Source organism: Ruegeria sp. CDSC042 (assembly GCF_059610745.1).
The window spans coordinates 81849-103042 of the sequence record NZ_JBXWOF010000012.1 but is presented as its reverse complement, the minus strand read 5'-3'; the positions used below and the strand labels follow the sequence as shown (position 1 = coordinate 103042).

The window sequence follows — 21194 nt, the reverse complement described above, 5'->3', positions numbered from 1 at the left end:
ATCAATCTGATTCCGATGCCTGTTCCTGATTCGCAGAATAGACCTCTATACCGCGAAGTGCGTTACCCGTCTCGGTATCGACGTGTTGTACCCCGCCCGTCAAATTGAATACGGTGACAAGTCCAAGGCCGACCAGCGCAGCAGTAAGCACCACCCAATCAACGGTGATTGCGCCATGTTCCCCGGATAAGAATTTTGAAATACCCTTCATCGCAGGACCTCGTCTTTTTTCTATAAAAAAGGGGGCCGCGATCTGACGAGCGCAGCCCCCTTCAAAATTCTATCTAAATAATTACGGGGTTGTTGGGCCCGCGTTAGGTGCAGTAACAACAACACCCGTCAGGGCGGTGTCAATGTCGCCAGCCAGATCGTCGACACCGTCGCTAACCTGTGTCCAAGCAACAGCGGCCAGGCCAACAACAGCTGCGGTCAGAACGACCCAGTCTACTGTTACGGCGCCGTCTTCGTCAGTGGTGAAGTTCTTGATGAACTTGATCATGTTACGTCCCTCCTAAAGGATCTAATAAGTCTAATGAACCTCGGCGTCTTCCAGAGCTTCGTCTCTCAGTCCGCTCCCGATCGTCTCGGTATGGCATTATGTTTGCCTGTTGGGCGTGGCAGGAATTGGGCCAAACCCCAAATTTTTGTGCCTCAGCTTAACTTTTTGGTAGCTTTCCGTTTAACTGATTGAAATTAAAGTAATAAAAATATTCCCTCCGTACGAGTACCGATAAAACCCGATGCAAAATGGCGCCAAATGAGGCGAAATTGCCCCAATTCACATTGTTTTTCTGGCCTTACAGACAGATTCGGGGTTCAAATTGACGCAAAAGAGAACGTGAGGCAGGCAAATGAATCTCCGGAACGCAATAACTTGCGCCGGCTTGGCGCTGGCAGTGGTGTCCGCACCTGTGTCTGTCCCCGCCAACGAAGTCGAACCGCGTGGCGTATATAAACGGATCAAAGCACCTAAACCCGGCCAACGTCCGCGCATTACCGTTCAGATATCGCCTACAGAACATGCCTCAGCACCTTCGGCGCCCAGCACAGGGGCTGAGATCGTAGTTCCTGAGATTATCGCGAGGACACGTGTTACGCCTCCGGGGCTTCCGGGAATTACGCCGCAAAACAAACCCGTCGGGTCATATAAAGCGTTCTGGGACAAGATCTCGCCCGGGATAGATGAGGCCAGTTCGGGTCGTTTGCAGGACTCGATAAATGCGCTTGCCGCCATAAACGTAGCCTCGCCCCGATTGCAGACGCTTCAGAATATTGCTCAACGGCAGGGGATCGACATTTTACGCTCGACCGTAGGGACAAATGTGTCGCCTGCGTTGGTGCTGGCCGTCATCTCGGTTGAATCGGCGGGCCGGGAGAAGGCGGAAAGTTCGGCCGGAGCGCAGGGGCTGATGCAGCTTATGCCCGCGACCGCGAAACGATTTGGGGTCGAGGACAGCCTTCACCCGGGGCAGAACATCTCGGGCGGAGTGAAATACCTGAACTGGCTGATGGAAGAGTTTGGAAACGACCCGATCCTGGTCCTGGCCGGATATAATGCGGGCGAGGGTGCGGTTCGCAAACATGGTGGTGTACCGCCTTATGCGGAAACACGGGATTATGTGCCCAAGGTTCTCGCGGCTTTTCAGGTGGCGCGAGCGCTGTGTTCGACACCGCCCGAGTTGATTTCTGACGGGTGCGTGTTTCAGGCTCTTAATTGACCAAGGCCCACACTGAAGTGGGCCTTGCCATTAGGTGAATTGATCAGTCGACAATCGTCGCCTGTGTCGCGGCGCGCATCTCATCTTCGCTGACACCATCTGCGAGCTCTACGATCTTCAGGCCGCCATCGACCACATCCAGAACTCCAAAATTGGTGATGATGCGATCCACAACACCCTTGCCGGTCAGCGGCAGGGTGCACTCTTTCAGCACTTTCGATTCACCGTGTTTGTTGGTGTGATCCATAACCACGATCACACGTCCGACGCCTGCAACCAAATCCATCGCGCCGCCCATGCCTTTGACCAGCTTGCCGGGAATCATCCAGTTGGCCAGATCGCCTTTTTCATCCACTTCCATAGCACCCAGGATTGCCGCAGCGATTTTGCCGCCCCGGATCATGGCGAAAGACGTAGCGCTGTCGAAATAAGCAGTCCGAGAAAGTTCGGTGATCGTCTGCTTGCCTGCGTTGATCAGGTCCGGGTCTTCGTCGCCCTCGAAAGGAAAGGGACCCATACCAAGCATTCCGTTTTCGGATTGCAGGGTGATATCCTTGTCGCCAACATAATTTGCCACCAGCGTCGGGATACCGATGCCGAGGTTTACATACATGCCGTCTTCGAGCTCTTGCGCTGCGCGGGCGGCCATCTGATTGCGGTCCCAGGGCATTATGCGTCCTCCTTCTTGCGGGTGGTGCGCTGTTCGATGCGCTTTTCGTGATTGCCCTGAATGATGCGATGCACGTAAATTCCAGGTAGGTGGATCATGTCAGGGTCCAGAGAGCCACGGGGCACGATCTCTTCAACTTCGACCACACAGATCTTGCCGCAAGTGGCGGCGGGCACGTTGAAGTTTCGGGCGGTCTTGCGGAACACCAGATTGCCGGTGTCGTCGGCTTTCCACGCCTTGATAATCGCCAGATCTGCAAAAATACCTTCTTCGAGAATATAGGTCTCGCCGTTGAAGTCCTTGTGTTCTTTGCCATCGGCGATAACGGTGCCTACGCCCGTTTTTGTGTAGAAACCCGGGATCCCGGCACCACCTGCGCGCATCCGTTCGGCCAGGGTGCCTTGAGGGTTGAATTCCAGTTCAAGCTCACCGCTGAGGTACTGACGCATGAATTCGGCGTTTTCGCCCACATATGAACTGATCATCTTTTTGACCTGCTTCGTTTGCAGCAGGATACCGATACCGAAATCGTCCACGCCCGCATTGTTCGAGGCAAAGGTCAGGTCTTTGGCACCCGAGGTCTTGATTGCCTCAAGCAGCAGCTCGGGAATCCCGCACAGGCCAAACCCGCCAGCGGCGATCAACATGCCATCCGAAAGCACGCCATCGAGCGCTTCGTTGGCATTGGCATAGATTTTCTTCATGGAAAACTCCCCCAATGAGATGGTGTTGGGCAGGTTGTGCCGTCACGTCACGGGGAAGTCAATGAAACCGGGCGAAGGGTGGTATTTCTACCTAACCGGCCTTCTTGGTTGTCTTCTTGGCGGCTTTTTTCTTGGGCGCCGCCTTTTTCTTGGTCCCTTTCAGGGCCGCGCGCTCATTGACCAGTTCGATGGCCATTTCCTGCGTTACGTCCTCGGGTTTGATGTCCTTAGGAATGGTCGCGTTGACCTTTTCCCACTTCACATATGGACCATAGCGCCCATCCAGGACCTGCATTGCGCCACCATCGGGATGTTCCCCCAGTTCTTTCAGCGCTTTGGCCGCAGCCCGGCGTCCGCGTCCCGGATTGGAGCGCTTTTCAGCAAGCAATTCGACCGCGCGGTTCATGCCGATCTCGAACACGTCATTGGGGTCTTTGAGGTTTGCATAAACCGGTTTGGCCTCATCCGTCAGCTGGTGCATCAGATATGGTCCGAACCGCCCGAAATTCGAGCTGATCATACCGCCCTCGGGGTGCTCACCAATCTGGCGGGGCAGGGATAGCAATGTCAGCGCCTTGTCCAGATCCATATCATCCTTGCTCCAGCCACGTGGCAGCGAGGCGCGCGGAGGTTTCTTGTTCTCGGGCGTTGGCTCTCCACGTTGAACATAAGGTCCGAACCGACCGGTCTTCAGCCAGATATCATCACCTGAATCTTCACCCAGCAGGCGCTCTTCACCCTCGGCACCTTCACCGGCGATAGGACGGGTATAGGTGCATTCGGGATAGTTGCCGCAGCCGACGAACCCGCCAGTGCGTGAAGTTTTCAGGTGCAACTGGCCCGCGCCGCATTTCGGACAGACACGCGGGTCAGATCCATCCTCGCGTGGCGGATAGAGCTGCGGTGCCAGTGCTTCGTCCAGTTTGTCCAGCACTTCGGAAATGCGCAGTTCCGATGTCTCGCCAATCGCGGCCGAGAAGTCGCGCCAGAATTTGCTCAGCAGATCCTTATAGTCCCGATCACCTGCACTCACATCGTCCAGCTGTTCTTCCAGATTGGCGGTGAATTCATAACCGACATACTGACGGAAGAAGTTTAGCAGAAAAATCGTGACGATCCGTCCCTTTTCTTCGGGGATCAGCCGGTTCTTGTCCTTGCGTACATATTCCCGGTCCTGAATCGTTGTGACAATCGAGGCATAGGTCGACGGTCGCCCGATCCCCAGCTCTTCCATCCGCTTGACCAGCGTCGCCTCGGTATAGCGCGGCGGCGGTTGAGTGTGATGTTGCAGCGCCAGAACTGATTCATTGTCTGACAGAATGGCCTCTTTCGCGGCCCGGTCCGTGCCATCGCTTGTCGCTTTGGTGAACTGATCCCGCAACGTGGTTTTAGAGAACCGTGCAGGGTCGCCCTGCATGATCTGGGGCAGGCGTTTGTCATCCTCATCGGCGACATCATCGCGGCCTTCTTCATAGACACGCATGAACCCGTCAAACATCACCACCTGACCGGTCGCGCGCAGGCCAACCTGCCCATCTTCGCTTCCGATTTCGACAGTTGTGCGTTCCAGCCGGGCAGCGGCCATCTGGCAGGCAATGGTGCGTTTCCAGATCAGGTCATAGAGCTTGCGCTGATCGTCGTCCGTTACCTTCAGCGCTTTGGCATCGCGGGTCATATCCGTAGGCCGGATGCATTCGTGGGCTTCCTGCGCGTTCTTTGCCTTGTTCTTATAGATGCGAGGGCTGTCCGGCACATATTCCGCGCCATAGCGGTCGGCGATGGTCTCGCGCGTAGCCGCCACGGCCTCGGGGGCCATGTCGATGCCATCGGTTCGCATATAGGTAATGTAGCCGGCCTCATACAAGCGCTGTGCCACTTGCATCGCGTGACGCGCACCCATGCCGAACTTGCGGCTGGCCTCTTGCTGCAGGGTCGAGGTCATGAAGGGTGCGCTGGGATTTCGAGCGGCGGGTTTCGCCTCGACCGAAGTGACACTGAGCGCGCGGCTGGTGATCGCCTGCACCGCCAGTTCGGCCTGGGTTGAGTTGGACAGATCGTGCTTGTCCAGCTTTTTACCGGCCAGTGTGACCAGGCGTGCCTCATAGGTCTGACCACGGGGTGTTTCGAACAGGGCGCGCACCGACCAGTATTCCACCGGTTTGAACGCCTCGATTTCCATCTCTCTCTCGACGATCAGGCGCAGGCAGACAGACTGCACGCGGCCTGCGGATTTTGCACCAGGCAGTTTGCGCCACAAGACGGGCGACAGGTTGAACCCCACAAGATAATCCAGCGCACGGCGGGCCAGATAGGCCTCGACAAGTGGCATGTCCACCTGACGGGGGTTTCGCATTGCCTCGGTCACTGCGTCCTTAGTGATGGCGTTGAAGGTCACCCGGCTGACAGGCGTATCCTTTTTGATCGACCGGCGTTTGGTCAGTGCTTCCTGCAAATGCCAACTGATCGCTTCACCCTCACGATCGGGGTCGGTGGCGAGGATCAGGGCGTTGTCTTCTTTCAGCGCGTCGGCGATGGCTTTGACATGTTTGCGGCTGTCGTTCCCGACCTCCCATTTCATCGCAAACTCATCCTCGGTATCGACCGAGCCATCTTTGGGCGGCAGATCTCGAACATGGCCGTAAGACGCCAGAACCGTGTAGTCCGGGCCAAGATATTTATTGATTGTTTTGGCCTTGGCAGGGGATTCTACAACAACTACAGGCATTTAAGGGGAAACCTCGCTCGACGGAATTGGCGCCTTCTATGAGTGTGCAAGATGTGTAGGGCAAGAGCGAATTGTCAATGCGTTCCTTTGAAGGCAAGGATTTATACGCGATTTCAATGGGATACATGTGTAAGATTGGATATCCAACACTCAGGCGGTCAATGACAGAAGACCCCCGGGTTGGCGTTGAATACGTCCGTCCAGTTCCAGATCGACCAAAACCGGGGCAATTTCACCCGCCGTTGCCTCAACATCGCGGATCAACTGGTCTTCGGCGATAGGAGAGGGGCCGAGCCGGGTCAGAATTAGGCGTTCCAGGTCATTGGTTGAGCATGGTGTGCGGGGTAAATTCTTTTGGAGCATTTGCTGGGGTTCGAATAGGATCGCTTGCTGCGGTAGCGCTTCGATCACATCTTCTGCAGACCTTATCAAAGTAGCACCGTCGCGGATCAGCAGGTTGCAGCCAGCCGCGCGTGCGTCAAACGGGTGTCCGGGCACAGCCAGAACATCGCGCCCCTGGTCCAAGGCGTCGCGCGCTGTAATCAGGCTGCCGGATTTGGCGGCGGCTTCGACCACAATAACGGCCTTTGCCAGGCCCGAGATGATCCGGTTGCGACGCGGGAAATGGCGCGCCTGTGGCGTGACGCCCATGGGTTGCTCCGAGACGCGCAGCCCGGAACCTGCGATTTCAGCGGCAAGATCGGTATTTTCAGCAGGGTAAACCACGTCGACCCCTCCCGCCATAACGGCGATGGTGCCTGTTTCAACCGTGGCTAGGTGCGCCGCGGTATCAATCCCGCGGGCCAGGCCAGAAACGATCACATAACCCTGTTTTCCCAGATCAGTCGCCAATCCGCGCGCCATTCGCGCGCCCAAAGATGAGCAGTTGCGGGCACCGACCATAGCGACCGAGGGGCGCTGTAAAAGACAGAGGTCGCCGATTGCCCACAACATTGGCGGAGCATCATTCAGATCATGTAAAGCGGATGGGAAATCGGCGGACCCTAGGCACAAAAGCCGCGCATTGGCAGCTTTTGCGGCCTTGAGTTCCGCCTCAATCACGCCGGGCGGGCAGATTTCATACCCTTCTATTCCGGCGGCGCGTGCCATTTCCGGCAGCGCGGCCAGCGCATTCTGCGCCGAGCCATGTTCGCGAAGCAGCCGCCGAAACGTCGCCGGGCCCACTTTGCGAGAACGCAACAGACGAAGCCAGGAAAACCGATCCTCTTCCGTGGTGGGTGGGAGTGTGGGGTGATTGGAAGAAAGCTGCTCTTCGGTCATCCGTTGCTCCGTCTGATTGCAGAACTGGTTTACGGCTGCCAGGGTTAACAGCGTGTGAATCCCGTCAAATTTTCCGGATATATTTCGAGTCTCAGTTGTCTCAGTTGCGTAGGTTGTTGAAAAACAACGGCAAAAAATACAGCCGAGTCGGAAGTCGGAAAACGCCTCTCCGCAAAGTATCAATGCATATCCAAAGCGGGGCGTTAACCCTGCGCTTTGGAAGCAGTGACCGATTCTACTTAGGCCGCCGATCCTCCAATCGTCAGCCCATCCATCAGGACCGTAGGTTGACCGACGCCCACGGGCACCCATTGGCCATCCTTGCCACACGTGCCCATTCCCGGATCCAAGGCCATGTCGTTGCCCAACCCGCGAACGCGTTTGAGGGCAGAGGGGCCATCGCCAATCAATGTTGCCCCTTTGACCGGCGCGCCGATTTTGCCGTTTTCAACCCGGTATGCCTCGGTGCAGGAAAACACAAACTTGCCATTGGTGATATCCACCTGGCCGCCGCCAAAGCCAACCGCCCAGATGCCATCCTTTATATCGGCTACCAAAGCGGCGGGATCGGCATCGCCACCCAGCATGATTGTATTTGTCATCCGTGGCATTGGTTTATGGGCATAGCTTTGACGCCGCCCATTCCCGGTTGGTGCAACACCCATCAGACGGGCGTTTTGGCGATCCTGCATATATCCGGTCAGGATGCCGTCTTCGATCAGCACAGTGCGCGAACTGGGTGTGCCCTCATCATCGACGCTGATTGACCCGCGCCGGTCTGCGATTGTGCCGTCATCAACGACCGTAACACCTTTGGACGCGATCTGTTGACCCATCAGCCCGGCAAAGGCGGAACTGCCCTTGCGATTGAAATCCCCTTCAAGGCCGTGGCCAATCGCTTCGTGCAGCAAGATGCCGGGCCAGCCAGGGCCCAGTGCGACCTCCATCACGCCCGCAGGGGCGGGAACAGCCTCGAGGTTGACCATGGCGATGCGAAGGGCCTCGCGGGCTTTATCCTGCCAGTCGGTTGGATCGATCAGCCCGTCCAGGCCGATCCGGCCACCTCCACCGGTCGAGCCGCTCTCACGACGGCCGTTCTGTTCTACGATGACCGAGATATTCAACCGGGTCATGGGGCGGACATCGCGGACCAGAATGCCGTCAGGGCGTAGAATCTCAACCTCCTGCACCGCAGCAGCAATAGTGGCGCTGACCTGTACTACACGCGGATCAAGATCACGGGCAAAGGCGTCAATCTCGCGCAATGTTTCGATTTTGACGGGGAAGCTGGCAGATTCGATCGGGTCTTCGTCTGTATAAAGGCGCTTGTTGGTGGCCCGGGGGGCATCAACTAGCGTTCCGCCACCATCACCGACCGCCAGCCGCGCGGTCTCGGCGGCCCGTTTCAGGGCAGGAATCGAGACGTCCGTTGAATGCGCATAGCCTGCCACTTCGCCCTGCACGGCGCGCAGGCCGAAACCTTCGGACGCGTCATAAGAAGCGGTCCGCAAGCGCCCGTCATCAAAGACCAGAGACTCGGATTTCCGGCGTTCAACGTACAGTTCTCCGTCCTCGGCCCCGGCGGTGGCGGATTGCAGTACCGCAAGCGCTTCGTCATGTGGAAGAGCGCTTTCAAACGGGCGAAACGGGTCGTTGGGCATCTCTTGGGACCTTTCGAGTTTGATCCAGATCAAAAATAGCGTCTGTTTGACGCAAGCATTTTGCTTTATCTACCCGCAGGAATATGGTTTTTAACGCGGCCAAAGACAACGGGTGAGGTGTGGCCGATTCACACCTTTTCGCCAGGGACGCAAAGATCAAACGATCAGGACAGAAAATGAAGAACGCTTTAAAGCTTTCGGGGCTTATGACAGCCCTCTCCAGCCTTCCCGCCATGGCTCAGGAGCTTGAGATTATTGGTCAGCCGGTTGACGGCGGCATAGGATTCCAGCCTGCAGCCACAAGCCTTGCCGAGGGGATTCATCGCCTGGATAATATGATTCTGGTGATTATCACCGCGATCTGCATATTCGTTGCGGGCCTGCTGGTTTACTGCATCATGCGTTATAACCAACGCGTCAACCCGACCCCAGCGCGATTCTCGCACTATACTCCGGTCGAGATCGTCTGGACGTTGGGTCCGATTCTGATTCTAGTATTCATCGGTGCTTTCTCTCTGCCGGTTCTGTTCAAGCAGCAGGAAATTCCCGAAGGTGATGTCGTTATCAAGGTTGTCGGCAACCAGTGGTATTGGACATATGAGTATGTCGATCACGATTTTGCATTCGACAGCTATCTGCTTGGCCATCCGGCCACGTTGGACGAAGGTACCCGCCCCGCCGATGCGGACGTGACGGCGTTTGTCCTGGATGACGCGATGCGGGCCAAGCTGGCAGACGCAGGGTATAGCGACGATGAGTGGCTGCTGGCCACCGACACAGCGGTTGTTGTCCCGGTTGGCAAGGTCATCGTGATGCAAGTGACTGCGTCCGACGTGATCCATTCCTGGACCATTCCGTCCTTCGGTGTGAAGCAGGACGGTGTACCCGGACGCCTGGCTGAGCTGTGGTTTGAGGCCGAAAAGGAAGGCATCTATTTCGGCCAGTGTTCGGAACTGTGCGGCAAAGACCATGCCTATATGCCGATCACTGTCAAAGTTGTCAGCCAAGAGGCGTATGACGCGTGGCTGAAAGGTGCGATCGACGAGTATGCGGGCCTGCCGCAGAATTATCAGGTCGCTTCGAACTGATTTCAGTAAGGGCGGGATGCGTCCCGCCTGCTACAAGATGCAGGCTGTGCGAGAGATCGCACAGCCTTCGCCCCAAAAGGACCCGAGATGAGCGACGCAAGCATCAATGCAAGCCAAACGACCGCCCAAGCGTATGCGAATGAGGCCAGCTTTGGCGATTACTTCGCCCTGCTGAAGCCGCGCGTGATGTCGCTGGTTGTATTCACGGCGCTTGTTGGTCTGCTGGCAGCGCCGGTACCGGTACATCCGTTCGTTGGGTTCTGCGCGATATTGTTCATTGCCATCGGAGGTGGCGCATCCGGCGCGCTGAACATGTGGTGGGATGCAGATATCGACCGCGTTATGAATCGCACCAAAGGTCGCCCAATACCGTCGGGCAAGGTACAAGAGGGCGAAGCGATGGCCTTGGGCCTGGCACTGTCCGGCCTGTCGGTGATCATGTTGGGTCTTGCAACCAACTGGTTCGCAGGAGCCTTTCTGGGCTTCACCATCTTCTTCTATGTCGTTGTCTACACGATGTGGCTCAAGCGCTCGACGCCACAGAACATCGTGATTGGCGGCGCAGCTGGGGCTTTCCCGCCGGTCATCGGCTGGGTCGCTGCAACCGGATCCATGTCCGTCGAACCTTGGCTGATGTTTGCCCTCACCTTCATGTGGACGCCGCCGCATTTCTGGGCGCTGGCCCTGTTTATGCGGTCGGATTACGACGATGCGGGTGTGCCGATGTTGACGGTAACCCATGGTCGGCGGGCGACGCGCTGGCATATTCTGGTCTACACCGTTCTGCTGGCAGTGCTTGCGATTGGAACCGGCTTTTCGGCAATCGGCGGCCCGATCTATCTGACCGTCGCTATTGTACTGAACGCGTTGTTCCTGCGCGGAGCATGGGCAATCTCGCGTCGGACCGAAGATGATTCCGAGGCTGACAACTTCAAAGTTGAGCGTGGCTTTTTCAAGCTCTCGCTGCTGTATCTTTTCCTGCATTTCGGCGCGATCCTTGCCGAAGCACTGCTGAAGCCTTACGGGCTGGGAGGCTGGGCATGAGCCTGCGCAAAAGCCATGAGTTGCATCAACGTCGGTTCAGCCGAAATCTGGGCGTTGGCCTGACGCTTGCTGCATTCATCGTGCTGATCTTTGGGCTGACGATCGTCAAAGTCTCAGGGACCGATTTTAACAGGGCCATGCAAGAGGTGCAGAACTGATGGCGCTCACGGGGCCGCAAAAAACCGTCGTGCAAACTGTCGGCGTTGTTGTTCTGATGGGCAGTCTCGCCTGGGCTTCGGTACCGTTTTACGACTGGTTTTGCCGGGTCACCGGGTATGGCGGCACAACCGGAGTGGCTGAAGCCGCGCCAGAGGACATCCTTGAGCGCACTGTTACCGTTCGCTTTGACGCCTCAAAGGCGAAAGACATGGCCTGGGAATTTAAGCCGGTCGAGCGCCAGATGGAAATCCGCATCGGTGAAACGGGCCTGGCCTTCTATGAGGCATATAACCCTACGGACCGCCCGATTGCCGGTCAGGCGTCTTACAACGTTGCGCCTTATTCGGCCGGTGGGTATTTCCAGAAGATCGCCTGTTTCTGTTTTGAAGAACAGGTGTTGCAACCCGGAGAACGGGTTCAGATGCCGGTGAGCTTTTTCGTCGATCCCGAAATGGTCGAGGATCTGGAAGCCAAATATGTGCATACGATCACTCTGTCGTATACATTCTACGAAATTGACCTGCCCGAGGGCTATGCCGCCCTTGATGTTCAGGCTGATACAAACAAGAACTAACGCCTGTAGGTGAGGGACGCTGATGGCACACGCAAAAAATCATGATTACCACATTCTGACCCCTTCGATCTGGCCACTGATCGGCGCCGCGGGCGGCTTTGTAATGTTGTTCGGGGCCGTCCTCTGGATGCACGGCGTCACCTCCTACATGTTCTGGGCCGGTCTTGTTGCGGTTCTTTACACCATGTTCGCCTGGTGGTCCGAAGTGGTGGCCGAAAGCCGTGTAGGCGATCACACGCCGGTCGTGCGCATTGGCTTGCGCTATGGGTTCATCCTGTTCGTTATGTCCGAGGTGATGTTCTTCTTCGCCTGGTTCTGGTCGTTCTTCAAACACCGCATGTACCCGATGTACGACTATGCGGGCACCGAGTACATCCAGCCGGATATCCACGCGGTTGACCCGTTCCACTTGCCGCTGATCAACACGCTGGTCTTGCTGCTTTCGGGCTGTGCCATCACCTGGGCACACCACGCGCTGGTGCATGACAATGACCGCAAGGCGCTGATCAACGGCCTCGCTATTGGTATCGTTTTGGGCATCGCCTTTACCGCTCTGCAGGGCTTTGAGTACTACGAATTGCTGGCCCATGAGGGCTGGAAATTCGGTGGTGATCAGTTCTATTCGAACTTCTTCATGGCAACCGGCTTTCACGGCTTCCACGTGATTATCGGCACCATCTTCTTGTCGGTCTGTTTGATCCGGGCGCTGAAGGGTGATTTCACGCCGGAAAAGCACGTCGGTTTCGAGGCCGCGGCCTGGTACTGGCACTTTGTTGACGTTGTCTGGCTGTTCCTGTTCTTCGCAGTCTATATCTGGGGACAAGCCCCTTTGATCTGACGCCGGACCGGTAACAAAATTGCAAAAGCCGCCCCCACGGGCGGCTTTTTCTCTATCAGGGTGCAAGATTGCACCCGATACAAATGGGTGGTTGCAATTCAGTTCACACCGCCCTTAACAAGACGCCGGTTTCTGCAACAAGGTTTGACCCCGCCATGCGCCGCATAACTTTCCTGCTGATCTTCGGGCTCGCCGGTCTGGGCGTACTTGTGTCGCTGGGCGTCTGGCAGGTACAGCGGCTTGGGTGGAAACAAGACGTGTTGGCCGAGATTAACGACCGGATCTCCGCCGAACCTGTTTCCCTGCCGCAGCAGCCTTCCGAGACACGGGACAAGTACTTACCGGTTTTCGTCCAGGGTGAGATGCAGCCGGGTGAAATCCATGTTCTGGTTTCGGTGAAACAAGTAGGCGCTGGCTATCGAGTTATCCAAGCTTTCGATACTGGCGACCGGACTATTCTGGTCGATCGCGGTTTTATCCCAACCACTGCCAAACAGGTTGAAAGACATACCGGGCAGATCGAACTGACGGGCAATCTGCACTGGCCGGATGAGATCGACGGCTATACGCCCGAACCCGATTTGTCTGCTAATATCTGGTTTGCCCGCGATGTTCCCGCTCTTGCCGCAGCTCTGGGAACCGACCCGGTTCTGCTGATCGCACGGTCCCAAACCGATCCGAATGTGACCCCTCTGCCAGTGGACACTGCGGGCATCCCGAATGATCATCTGGGATACGCGATCACATGGTTTGGCCTGGCTTTGGTCTGGGCTGCGATGACTGGTTATTTCCTGTGGCGCGGTCGCGCCCCATCAGAAAGTGAAGCGCAATGAAATATGTCTCAACCCGCGGGCAGGCGCCCGAACTGAGTTTTGAAGAGGCGATGCTGACCGGGCTGGCCCGCGACGGCGGCCTGTATCTGCCCGCCGAGATCCCGGTGATGAGCCAGGATGACATCGCTGCTTTGGCCGGCCTGTCCTATGAGGAGATCGCCTTTCGTGTGATGTGGCCCTATGTCAGCGGATCATTTGGGGAAGATGAGTTCAAACAGATCATTGCCCGCGCCTATAAAGGGTTCGGCCATGACGCCCGCGCACCGTTGAAGCAGTTGAACGAGAACCACTTCCTGCTGGAGTTGTTTCACGGCCCGACACTGGCCTTCAAAGACTTCGCCATGCAGCTAATCGGTCAGTTGTTCCAGGTAGCGCTAAAGCGTCGCGGGGATCGGGTGACTATCGTGGGCGCGACCAGCGGTGATACCGGTTCTGCCGCGATTGAGGCGTTCCGGGGGCTGGATGCGGTAGACGTGTTTATCCTGTATCCGCATGGCCGCGTTTCCGAGGTGCAGCGTCGTCAGATGACCACACCTTCGGACAGCAATGTGCATGCTCTGGCCGTCGACGGGGACTTTGACGACTGTCAGGCCGCGCTGAAAGATATGTTCAATGATTTCGACTTCCGTGACGGTGTGAAACTGGCGGGGGTGAACTCGATCAACTTTGCCCGCGTGCTGGCACAGATCGTCTATTACTTCTCAGCCGCGGTCAGCCTTGGCGCGCCACATCGCAAGGTCAGCTTTACCGTGCCTACGGGTAATTTCGGGGACATCTTTGCGGGCTATCTGGCCAAACGCATGGGCTTGCCGATTGACCGGTTGGTAGTGGCGACCAACCAGAATGACATTCTGCATCGGTGTCTGGCAGGCGAAGGGTATTTCAAGGGAGACACGATCCCTTCGATCAGCCCTTCGATGGATATTCAGGTCAGCTCGAACTTTGAACGGGCGCTGTATTATGCCTATGACGAGGATGGCAATTCTGTGGCTCAGCTGATGGACGAGCTGATGACGGGCGGCTTCAATGTCAGCCAAGGCGCGATGGAAGCGTTGCGCGAAAGCTTCGACTCGGGCCGCGTGTCCGAAGAGGAAACACTGGCGACGATCACAGCCACGCTGGCCCACAGCACCGAACTGGTCTGCCCCCATACTGCCGTGGGTATCAAAGTTGCCGAGGAGCACCGCGACGCGAACGTCCCGATGATCACTTTGGCGACCGCACACCCGGCCAAGTTCCCGGCTGCGGTCGAGAAGGCGAGTGGCGTACATCCGCCTCTTCCCTCTCGCATGTCTGATCTGTATGAACGTCCAGAACGGGTGACCCGCATCGCCAATGATCTGGGCGCCCTTGAGGATCATATCAAAGGGCATATCGCCGAGTGACTGTCAGACAAGACCAACTGAAGAACGGCTTCCGTATCGTCAGTGAACATATGCCGGGGCTGCAATCTGCGGCCATAGGCATCTGGGTAACCGCCGGTGCGCGCAATGAGCGGATCGAACAGAATGGCATAGCCCATTTCCTTGAGCATATGGCGTTCAAGGGAACCAAACGGCGATCCGCGCTGCAAATTGCAGAAGCGATCGAGGATGTGGGCGGGTATATCAACGCCTATACTTCGCGCGAGGTGACGGCCTATTACGCGCGCGTTCTAAAAGACGATGTGGCGCTGGCGATGGATGTCATCGGTGACATCGTCCTGAACCCGATCTTCGATCCGCGCGAGATTGAGGTCGAACGCGGTGTGATCCTACAGGAAATCGGTCAGGCCTATGACACGCCCGACGATGTAATCTTTGACTGGCTGCAAGAGCAAAGCTATCACGATCAGCCCTTGGGCCGGACCATACTTGGCCCCACTGAACGCGTCAGCGCATTCTCGCGCGAGGATCTGTCGGGTTTCGTGGCCGAGCATTATGGCCCTGAACAGATGATCCTATCCGCTGCTGGTGCGGTGGATCACGATGCACTGATGAAAACGGCCGAAGAGATGTTTGGTCACCTGCAACCACGAAAGGGTTTGATCCCTGAAGTGGCCCGATTTACCGGTGGTGAGGCGCGGCAGGAGAAAGAACTGGAGCAAGCTCATTTCGCTTTGGCGCTGGAAAGCCCCGGCTATCGCGACGACGCGATCTATACCGCGCAGATTTATTCGACCGCGCTGGGCGGGGGTATGTCTTCGCGCTTGTTTCAGGAAGTTCGGGAAACACGCGGGCTTTGCTATACGATCTTTGCCCAGGCCGGCGCCTATGCCGACACGGGCACTACCACGATCTACGCGGGCACATCTGCGGATCAGATCGGTGAGTTGGCGACGATCACCATTGACGAAATGAAGCGTGCCGCCGAGGATATGAGCCCCGAAGAGGTCGCCCGTGCTCGTGCGCAAATGAAGGCCGGAATGCTGATGGGGCTGGAAAGCCCCTCGAACCGGGCCGAGCGTCTGGCGCGTCTGGTGCAGATCTGGGGACGGGTGCCGTCGCTTGAGGATACAGTCGCCAAGATTGACGCGGTCAGCACCGAAGATGTCCGCAGCTTTGCCGAACAGATAGCAGCACAAGCGCCAGCGGCGCTGGCGCTGTATGGTCCGGTATCAGGTGCACCCACACTCGCGGACTTGCAGGAGAGGCGCGCGGCGTGATGCTTCTGGGCAGACGCAAGCTGAAACTTGAAACCGAGCGGCTCAGCTTGCGCCCGCCCGTGCACTCCGACTTTAATGACTGGGCAGCGCTGCGGCGCTCGTCCAGAGATTTTCTGACCCAGTGGGAGCCGATCTGGGCTTCGGATCATCTGAGCCGGAAGTCCTTTACCAACCGGGTCTACTGGGCGCAGCGATCTGTTGCGAGCGGGACGGCGATTCCGTTGTTCCTGTTCCGGCGCTCTGATGATCTGCTGGTTGGTGCGATCACGCTGGACAATGTGCGCCGTGGCCCGGCACAGGCTGGGACCCTGGGCTATTGGACCGGTCAGGCTTTTGCCCGCAACGGCTATATGCGCGAAGCTATTGGCGCGGTGGTCCATCATGCCTTCACGCGGTTGGACCTGAGTCGGATCGAGGCGGCGTGTTTGCCCGAAAACAAACCTTCGCGTAGGTTGCTGGAAAGCTCGGGCTTTAAATACGAAGGCGTGGCGCAGTCCTATCTGCAGATCGACGGGCGCTGGCGAACGCATGTGTTATATGCCTGCCTGCGCTCAGACCGGCGCGGGAAGACCGAAGCCGGGTAGGACCATGGCGCGGGCGAAACAGCCAATGATTTGGATCAGCCGTGCGATGGTAAGCACCTCTAGTATCAAAGGGTTTGATCAAGATAACTATCTCAAAGACAACGAACTTGCTGTCGATTCTATGAAGCGGAACAACATTGGTGAGCCCTTGCCGGAAAATCGCTTTCCCAAGGAAATGTACGCGGAATACAAGGACAAAAAGGAAAAGAAACAGCCCGACCTATTTAATGCTGGAGGGACTTGGACCGTGTCTTCCGCTTGTGCGTCTGTTCTGCGTCAATTCGACCTTGGTGACGGAAATCTCTATCCAGTCAAACTGTTTCAACACGATCGCACCACACCGGTTGAGGGCGAGTATTTCTGCTTGAACTTTGGGGCGCAAAAAACAGCAGTGCTGACTGATCAATCACCGCGCATCACAAAGCCTTACCCAAATTATGATATCTGGCAGCCGCCCGGCGCAATGCAAGACAAGGACATCGCCGTGAGCGTGTCTGCGTTGGATGGGCCCGACAACTGGATCGACACACAAATGCGAGACGCGTTTTTTGTGAGCGACGCATTGGCACCGGCCTTGCGTGCGGCGAAGGTCTCACGCCCGTTCAAGCTGCGTAAGTGCATCGTGGTTTAAGGCACTTCAACCCGCGGAAAGTTCAATTTAACTTTGCAGTCGTGACTCAACGTTGCTCTGCGCTACAATCACGTCATGCGCTGGGTGGTTTTGGCATTCTTGGTGATCTCGGGCGGGGCTGTGGCACAGGAGCGGCGGCCAAGCCATTGCATCGCCATTGCGGATGCGGCACCAGGGATCGAATACCTGCATAAAGCGGGGTGGCAAGATCCGGTGCCGGAGTATTCCGTCCGGATCAGCTATGTCGCGCATGCTTCTTTTCTGATCCAGACACCGGGCGGGTTGAACGCCGTGACAGATTTCACCGGCTTCATCGGCGGGGCCAGTTTGATTCCCGATGTGGTGACGATGAACCACGCCCATGGCACGCATTGGACCGCGCATCCCGATCCTGCCATTCCGCATGTGCTGGAAGGGTGGGGCGTGTTCGGGGAGGGGATCGAACATCATCTGGATCTGGAAGAGATGTTGGTGCGCAATGTCTCGACCGATATCCGGTCCGTCTATGGCGGGGTCGAAGAACGTGGCAATTCGATCTTTGTGTTTGAGGTTGCCGGGTTGTGCATTGGGCATCTGGGTCATCTGCACCACATTCCGTCGGACGCGCAATTTGCGGCCCTTGGACGGTTGGATGTTGTTATGGCAGCGGTGGATGGTGGGACGACCATGCCGCTGCCCGAAATGATTACAGTTCTGAAACGGTTGAAGAGTTCGGTCATCATTCCGATGCATTGGTTTTCGGACTATTCGCTGGATCGGTTTCTGGCGGATATCAGGGGGGATTTCCCTGTTGAACGCGATGGCGTGTCGGAAATCACCGTATCCCTGCGCTCACTTCCGGACCGGCCAACGGTGGTTGTGTTAGAGCCGCAATACCTGATCGAGTTGGAATAGGGCTTGTCGGGACCCGTTGCCTTGGGCAAGGAATGGGCATGACCCTGAATCCCGCAGACGATCAATTCGCCCAATCAATTCGCGCCGCCTTGCCGGATGAAGTGCTGCGACCGGTCACCGCGCGATATCTCGAGGAGCCGCGCCGTCGGATTTCCGGGCAGGCGGGGGTGCTTGCGGTGCCCAGAACGGCCGAAGAGGTAGCGGTTCTGATCCGATTGGCTGCCGAGGCATCGGTCCCGGTGGTGCCATATGGGGGCGGCACCGGTGTTGTTGGCGGTCAGGTGACGTCGGACGGGCCTGCGCCTTTGCTGATCTCGCTAGAGCGGATGACAGCGATCCGGGCTGTCTATCCGACAGAGAATGTGATGATTACAGAAGGTGGTGTGATCCTTGCAGATGTACAGGCGGCTGCCGAAGGCGCGAACCGGTTATTTCCACTTTCCCTTGCCTCACAGGGGTCATGTAGGATCGGAGGGAACCTGTCGACAAATGCAGGGGGGGTTAACGTGTTGCGCTATGGAAACGCCCGTGACCTGTGTCTGGGCCTAGAGGCGGTTCTACCAAGCGGCGAAATCTGGCATGGGCTCAGCCGGTTGCGAAAGGACAATACCGGGTATGATCTGCGCAATCTTTTGATCGGAGCCGAAGGGACGCTAGGGATCATCACTGCGGCGGCACTCAAGCTGTTTCCCTGCCCTGAGGCGGTTGGAACGGCCATGGTTCAGGTCACCTCTGCCGAAGCGGCGGTTGATTTGCTGGCGCTGGCGCGGGACCTCATGGGGGACAGCGTCAGCGCATTTGAACTGATTCACCAACAGGGGCTTTTGTTCCTGAGTGAGGTTCTGCCAGACACGCGGCAGGCCTTTGCCGAGCCGCCCGAATGGTCTGTACTGATCGAGATTGGCTTGTCGATGGGCCAATCACCTGAAACCGCGTTTGAGATGCTGTACGAGGCCGCTGACGCACGTGGGCTGGTCACCGATGCGGTGATTGCACAAAGCGAGGCGCAGCGGCAGGACATGTGGGCCGTGCGCGAGCGTATTCCGGATGCAAACCGGCTGATCGGGTCGGTCTCAAGCCACGATATCTCGGTGCCGATCTCGGCCATCCCAGAATTTATCCGGCGTGGTGCAGATGTTGTGGCCGCGCTTGGTCCGTATCGGGTGAACTGCTTCGGGCATCTGGGCGACGGGAACCTACATTACAATGTGTTTCCGCCAAACGGGCATTCCCGGTCAGAGTATGACGCCGAAAGTGCGAAGGTAAAAAGGGCCGTTCATGACCTTGTGCATGAGTTTCAGGGATCCGTCAGCGCAGAGCACGGTATCGGGCGATTGAAGACCGAAGATCTGGAGCGATATGGCGATCCGGTCAAACTGAGCGCGATGCGGGCGATCAAATCGGCGTTGGACCCCAAAGGGATCATGAACCCCGGCGCGGTCCTGCGGCTGTAACTGTGGGATCGATCAGAGTCCTTCGAATTCGCACAGGACATGAACATCCATGCCCATCTCTTCCAGAACCTTGCGCCCGCCCAGTTCAGGCAGATCGATGATGAAGGAACATGACACGATCTCGCCGCCCAGCCGTTCGATCAGTTTGATCCCGGCGGCGGCGGTGCCTCCGGTGGCCAGCAGGTCATCCACGACGAGAATTTTCTCACCCGGTTGGATGGCATCATCGTGAATCTCGACGATAGCCTCGCCGTATTCCAGCGTGTAATCCTGGCTGATTGTTGTGCCGGGCAGCTTGCCCTTTTTGCGGATGGGGACGAAACCGACGCTCAGCTGATGAGCGATGGCGCCGCCCAAAATGAAACCGCGCGCCTCAAGCCCCACGACCTTGTCGATCTGTTCGCCAGCATAGGGGTGCAACATCTGGTCAATCGCCATGCGAAACCCGCGCGGGTCCGCAAACAAGGTGGTGACATCCCGAAACATGATCCCTTCGTGCGGAAAATCGACGATGGTTCGGATGTAATCCTTGACCGACTTGTTTCTTGACATGACCAACCCCTTCTGGCGTCAAAACACGCTGGGTTGTTTGGCCCATCGGGAACGGTCATGCAAGAACAGAATGAATGTGCTGGCTTGTAATCTTCCTAGAACGTGCGATTGCCTATCTCACCGAAAAAACCAGATAGGTTTCCCAAGACGCCGTCTTTTTTAGCCAATGCGTTGGTTCCGAAAAAGAATTACCTGAATTGAACACAGGCTACTTGCAAAGATTCCGCAAGGTTGTTAGCTGCCCATCATATGTTTTCTATATACTTAGTATATACGTTTCATTCCTTCTGAAGTCTTTTGGAGACAAAGTGCATGTCAGGGACAGATCGTAAGGTTTCAGCCAAAAAGGACAGCCAGCTGGTTCTGCGGCTGGATCGTGGCGAGCGCGATGCTTTTGTAGAGCTGTGCAGGGAACTCGACACGTCGGCGGCGCGAGAAATCAGGCGGTTTATTCGCGGATTTATGAATGATCACACTGCAGAATAGGCCCTCAGGCCGGGCGACGCAGAATTGATGTGGCGATCCCCATACCGATCAGGGTCAGTCCCCCGAAACGCGTCAATGCGCGAATGGTGCTTGCGCGGCCGATCATATGGCGCAGTCGATCTGCCAAAAGGGCATAGGCCAATGCGTTCAACCAGGCCAGCCCGACGAAGGTGCCTATCAGGATCGCGAATTGAGGGCCCAAAGGTTCGGTAGGGCGCAGGAATTGCGGCACGAAGGCGATAAAGAACGCAATCGATTTGGGGTTCAGGGCGGTTACAGCGGCCGCGTGACCAAAGACGCCTCGCGCAGTGATATCTGCGCCGGGTTCAACCGCTTGCAGCCCCGCCGAAGGGGCGCTGCGGAGTAACTTGATACCCAGCCACACCAGATAGGCCGCGCCGATCCACTTCAATACGGAAAACAACGTAGCTGAGGCCAGAACCAATGCCCCCAATCCCAGCAATGAGGCCGTCATGGCCACCAAATCGCCAACCGCCACTCCGGTGGCTGAGGCTACGGCAACGCTGCGGCCTTTGGACAGCGCATAGCTGAGCACCAGCAGAACAGTGGGGCCGGGGATCAGTAGCAAAGCGGTGGATGCAGCCATAAAAGCCAGCCAGATGTCAAAGGGCATGTGATCTCCGATTAAGATAC

Annotated in this window: 23 protein-coding genes; 14 read left to right on the top strand and 9 right to left on the bottom strand. The window is 57.0% G+C overall.

The genetic code is table 11. The annotated features are described in order from the left end of the window. Nucleotide 1 precedes the first annotated feature (1 nt). Both AC2FHX_RS19345 and AC2FHX_RS19340 read right to left on the bottom strand, forming a co-directional pair. Nucleotides 2-211, bottom strand: coding sequence for a hypothetical protein (locus tag AC2FHX_RS19345; RefSeq protein WP_142637974.1), 210 nt, complete (start codon nucleotides 209-211; stop codon nucleotides 2-4). A gap of 81 nt (nucleotides 212-292) precedes the next feature. Continuing rightward, the gene (locus tag AC2FHX_RS19340) at nucleotides 293-499 is read right to left on the bottom strand and encodes a hypothetical protein (RefSeq protein WP_142637976.1); all 207 of its coding nucleotides are present in this window, start codon (nucleotides 497-499) and stop codon (nucleotides 293-295) included. A 352-nt stretch (nucleotides 500-851) separates the two neighbouring features. On the opposite strand from AC2FHX_RS19340, the gene AC2FHX_RS19335 reads away from it, so the two are divergent. After that, a complete protein-coding gene (locus AC2FHX_RS19335; protein ID WP_496703308.1) occupies nucleotides 852-1718 on the top strand; it encodes a lytic transglycosylase domain-containing protein in 867 nt (288 codons plus the stop codon). Between the two features lie 43 nt (nucleotides 1719-1761). On the opposite strand, the gene AC2FHX_RS19330 is transcribed toward AC2FHX_RS19335, so the two are convergent. The 5 genes from AC2FHX_RS19330 to tldD all read right to left on the bottom strand — a co-directional run bounded on the left by AC2FHX_RS19330 (nucleotide 1762) and on the right by tldD (nucleotide 8759). Then, a complete protein-coding gene (locus tag AC2FHX_RS19330) occupies nucleotides 1762-2388 on the bottom strand; it encodes a 3-oxoacid CoA-transferase subunit B (protein ID WP_142637980.1) in 627 nt (208 codons plus the stop codon). After that, nucleotides 2388-3092 carry a CoA transferase subunit A gene (locus tag AC2FHX_RS19325; protein WP_142637982.1) on the bottom strand — a complete coding sequence of 235 codons (705 nt, stop codon included), beginning with the start codon at nucleotides 3090-3092 and terminating at the stop codon, nucleotides 2388-2390. The genes AC2FHX_RS19330 and AC2FHX_RS19325 overlap by 1 nt, the downstream gene beginning before the upstream one ends. Before the next feature lie 91 nt (nucleotides 3093-3183). Continuing rightward, nucleotides 3184-5817: a type I DNA topoisomerase gene (gene topA / locus AC2FHX_RS19320; protein WP_496703310.1), complete on the bottom strand. Its 2634-nt coding sequence runs from the start codon at nucleotides 5815-5817 to the stop codon at nucleotides 3184-3186. A gap of 150 nt (nucleotides 5818-5967) precedes the next feature. After that, a complete protein-coding gene (gene dprA, locus AC2FHX_RS19315) occupies nucleotides 5968-7098 on the bottom strand; it encodes a DNA-processing protein DprA (protein WP_496703312.1) in 1131 nt (376 codons plus the stop codon). A 239-nt stretch (nucleotides 7099-7337) separates the two neighbouring features. After that, entirely contained in the window at nucleotides 7338-8759 is a 1422-nt protein-coding gene (tldD, locus tag AC2FHX_RS19310) for a metalloprotease TldD (protein WP_496703314.1), read from the bottom strand. Between the two features lie 176 nt (nucleotides 8760-8935). Here tldD and coxB point away from each other — a divergent pair, with 176 nt between their 5' ends. From coxB to AC2FHX_RS19250, 12 genes are all read left to right on the top strand, one after another. Continuing rightward, nucleotides 8936-9847 (top strand): cytochrome c oxidase subunit II, encoded by a 912-nt coding sequence (gene coxB / locus AC2FHX_RS19305; protein ID WP_142637990.1) that lies wholly within the window; start codon nucleotides 8936-8938, stop codon nucleotides 9845-9847. 87 nt (nucleotides 9848-9934) lie between these two features. Further along, nucleotides 9935-10891, top strand: coding sequence for a heme o synthase (cyoE, locus tag AC2FHX_RS19300; RefSeq protein WP_496694276.1), 957 nt, complete (start codon nucleotides 9935-9937; stop codon nucleotides 10889-10891). Further along, entirely contained in the window at nucleotides 10888-11049 is a 162-nt protein-coding gene (locus AC2FHX_RS19295; protein ID WP_185956706.1) for a cytochrome c oxidase system small membrane protein, read from the top strand. Before cyoE ends, AC2FHX_RS19295 begins: the two co-directional genes overlap by 4 nt. Then, nucleotides 11049-11624 (top strand): cytochrome c oxidase assembly protein, encoded by a 576-nt coding sequence (locus AC2FHX_RS19290; RefSeq protein ID WP_142637994.1) that lies wholly within the window; start codon nucleotides 11049-11051, stop codon nucleotides 11622-11624. The genes AC2FHX_RS19295 and AC2FHX_RS19290 overlap by 1 nt, the downstream gene beginning before the upstream one ends. 22 nt (nucleotides 11625-11646) lie before the next feature. Next, a complete protein-coding gene (locus tag AC2FHX_RS19285; RefSeq protein ID WP_142637996.1) occupies nucleotides 11647-12462 on the top strand; it encodes a cytochrome c oxidase subunit 3 in 816 nt (271 codons plus the stop codon). A 155-nt stretch (nucleotides 12463-12617) separates the two neighbouring features. Further along, nucleotides 12618-13295, top strand: a complete 678-nt coding sequence (locus tag AC2FHX_RS19280) for an SURF1 family protein (RefSeq protein ID WP_142637998.1) — start codon at nucleotides 12618-12620, stop codon at nucleotides 13293-13295. Continuing rightward, nucleotides 13292-14680, top strand: coding sequence for a threonine synthase (thrC, locus tag AC2FHX_RS19275; protein ID WP_496703317.1), 1389 nt, complete (start codon nucleotides 13292-13294; stop codon nucleotides 14678-14680). The genes AC2FHX_RS19280 and thrC overlap by 4 nt, the downstream gene beginning before the upstream one ends. Next, the gene (locus tag AC2FHX_RS19270; protein WP_142638002.1) at nucleotides 14677-15939 is read left to right on the top strand and encodes a M16 family metallopeptidase; all 1263 of its coding nucleotides are present in this window, start codon (nucleotides 14677-14679) and stop codon (nucleotides 15937-15939) included. Before thrC ends, AC2FHX_RS19270 begins: the two co-directional genes overlap by 4 nt. Continuing rightward, nucleotides 15939-16523: a GNAT family N-acetyltransferase gene (locus tag AC2FHX_RS19265; protein WP_142638004.1), complete on the top strand. Its 585-nt coding sequence runs from the start codon at nucleotides 15939-15941 to the stop codon at nucleotides 16521-16523. Before AC2FHX_RS19270 ends, AC2FHX_RS19265 begins: the two co-directional genes overlap by 1 nt. A 4-nt stretch (nucleotides 16524-16527) precedes the next feature. Continuing rightward, nucleotides 16528-17154 (top strand): hypothetical protein, encoded by a 627-nt coding sequence (locus AC2FHX_RS19260; protein ID WP_496703319.1) that lies wholly within the window; start codon nucleotides 16528-16530, stop codon nucleotides 17152-17154. A 75-nt stretch (nucleotides 17155-17229) separates the two neighbouring features. Continuing rightward, nucleotides 17230-18048, top strand: a complete 819-nt coding sequence (locus tag AC2FHX_RS19255; protein WP_496692885.1) for an MBL fold metallo-hydrolase — start codon at nucleotides 17230-17232, stop codon at nucleotides 18046-18048. Nucleotides 18049-18086: 38 nt separating this feature from the next. Beyond that, on the top strand, nucleotides 18087-19502 hold the full coding sequence (locus AC2FHX_RS19250; RefSeq protein WP_496703321.1) for an FAD-binding oxidoreductase: 1416 nt from the start codon (nucleotides 18087-18089) through the stop codon (nucleotides 19500-19502). A gap of 12 nt (nucleotides 19503-19514) precedes the next feature. Here the strand turns inward: AC2FHX_RS19250 and AC2FHX_RS19245 are convergent, their stop codons facing one another. Continuing rightward, entirely contained in the window at nucleotides 19515-20054 is a 540-nt protein-coding gene (locus tag AC2FHX_RS19245; protein WP_142638010.1) for an adenine phosphoribosyltransferase, read from the bottom strand. A 312-nt stretch (nucleotides 20055-20366) separates the two neighbouring features. Between AC2FHX_RS19245 and AC2FHX_RS19240 the strand changes: the two genes are divergently transcribed. Beyond that, complete coding sequence (locus tag AC2FHX_RS19240) at nucleotides 20367-20540, top strand: hypothetical protein (protein WP_281995766.1); 174 nt, start codon at nucleotides 20367-20369, stop codon at nucleotides 20538-20540. 4 nt (nucleotides 20541-20544) lie between these two features. Here the strand turns inward: AC2FHX_RS19240 and AC2FHX_RS19235 are convergent, their stop codons facing one another. Further along, entirely contained in the window at nucleotides 20545-21174 is a 630-nt protein-coding gene (locus tag AC2FHX_RS19235) for a LysE family translocator (RefSeq protein WP_496703323.1), read from the bottom strand. Nucleotides 21175-21194: the final 20 nt, after the last annotated feature.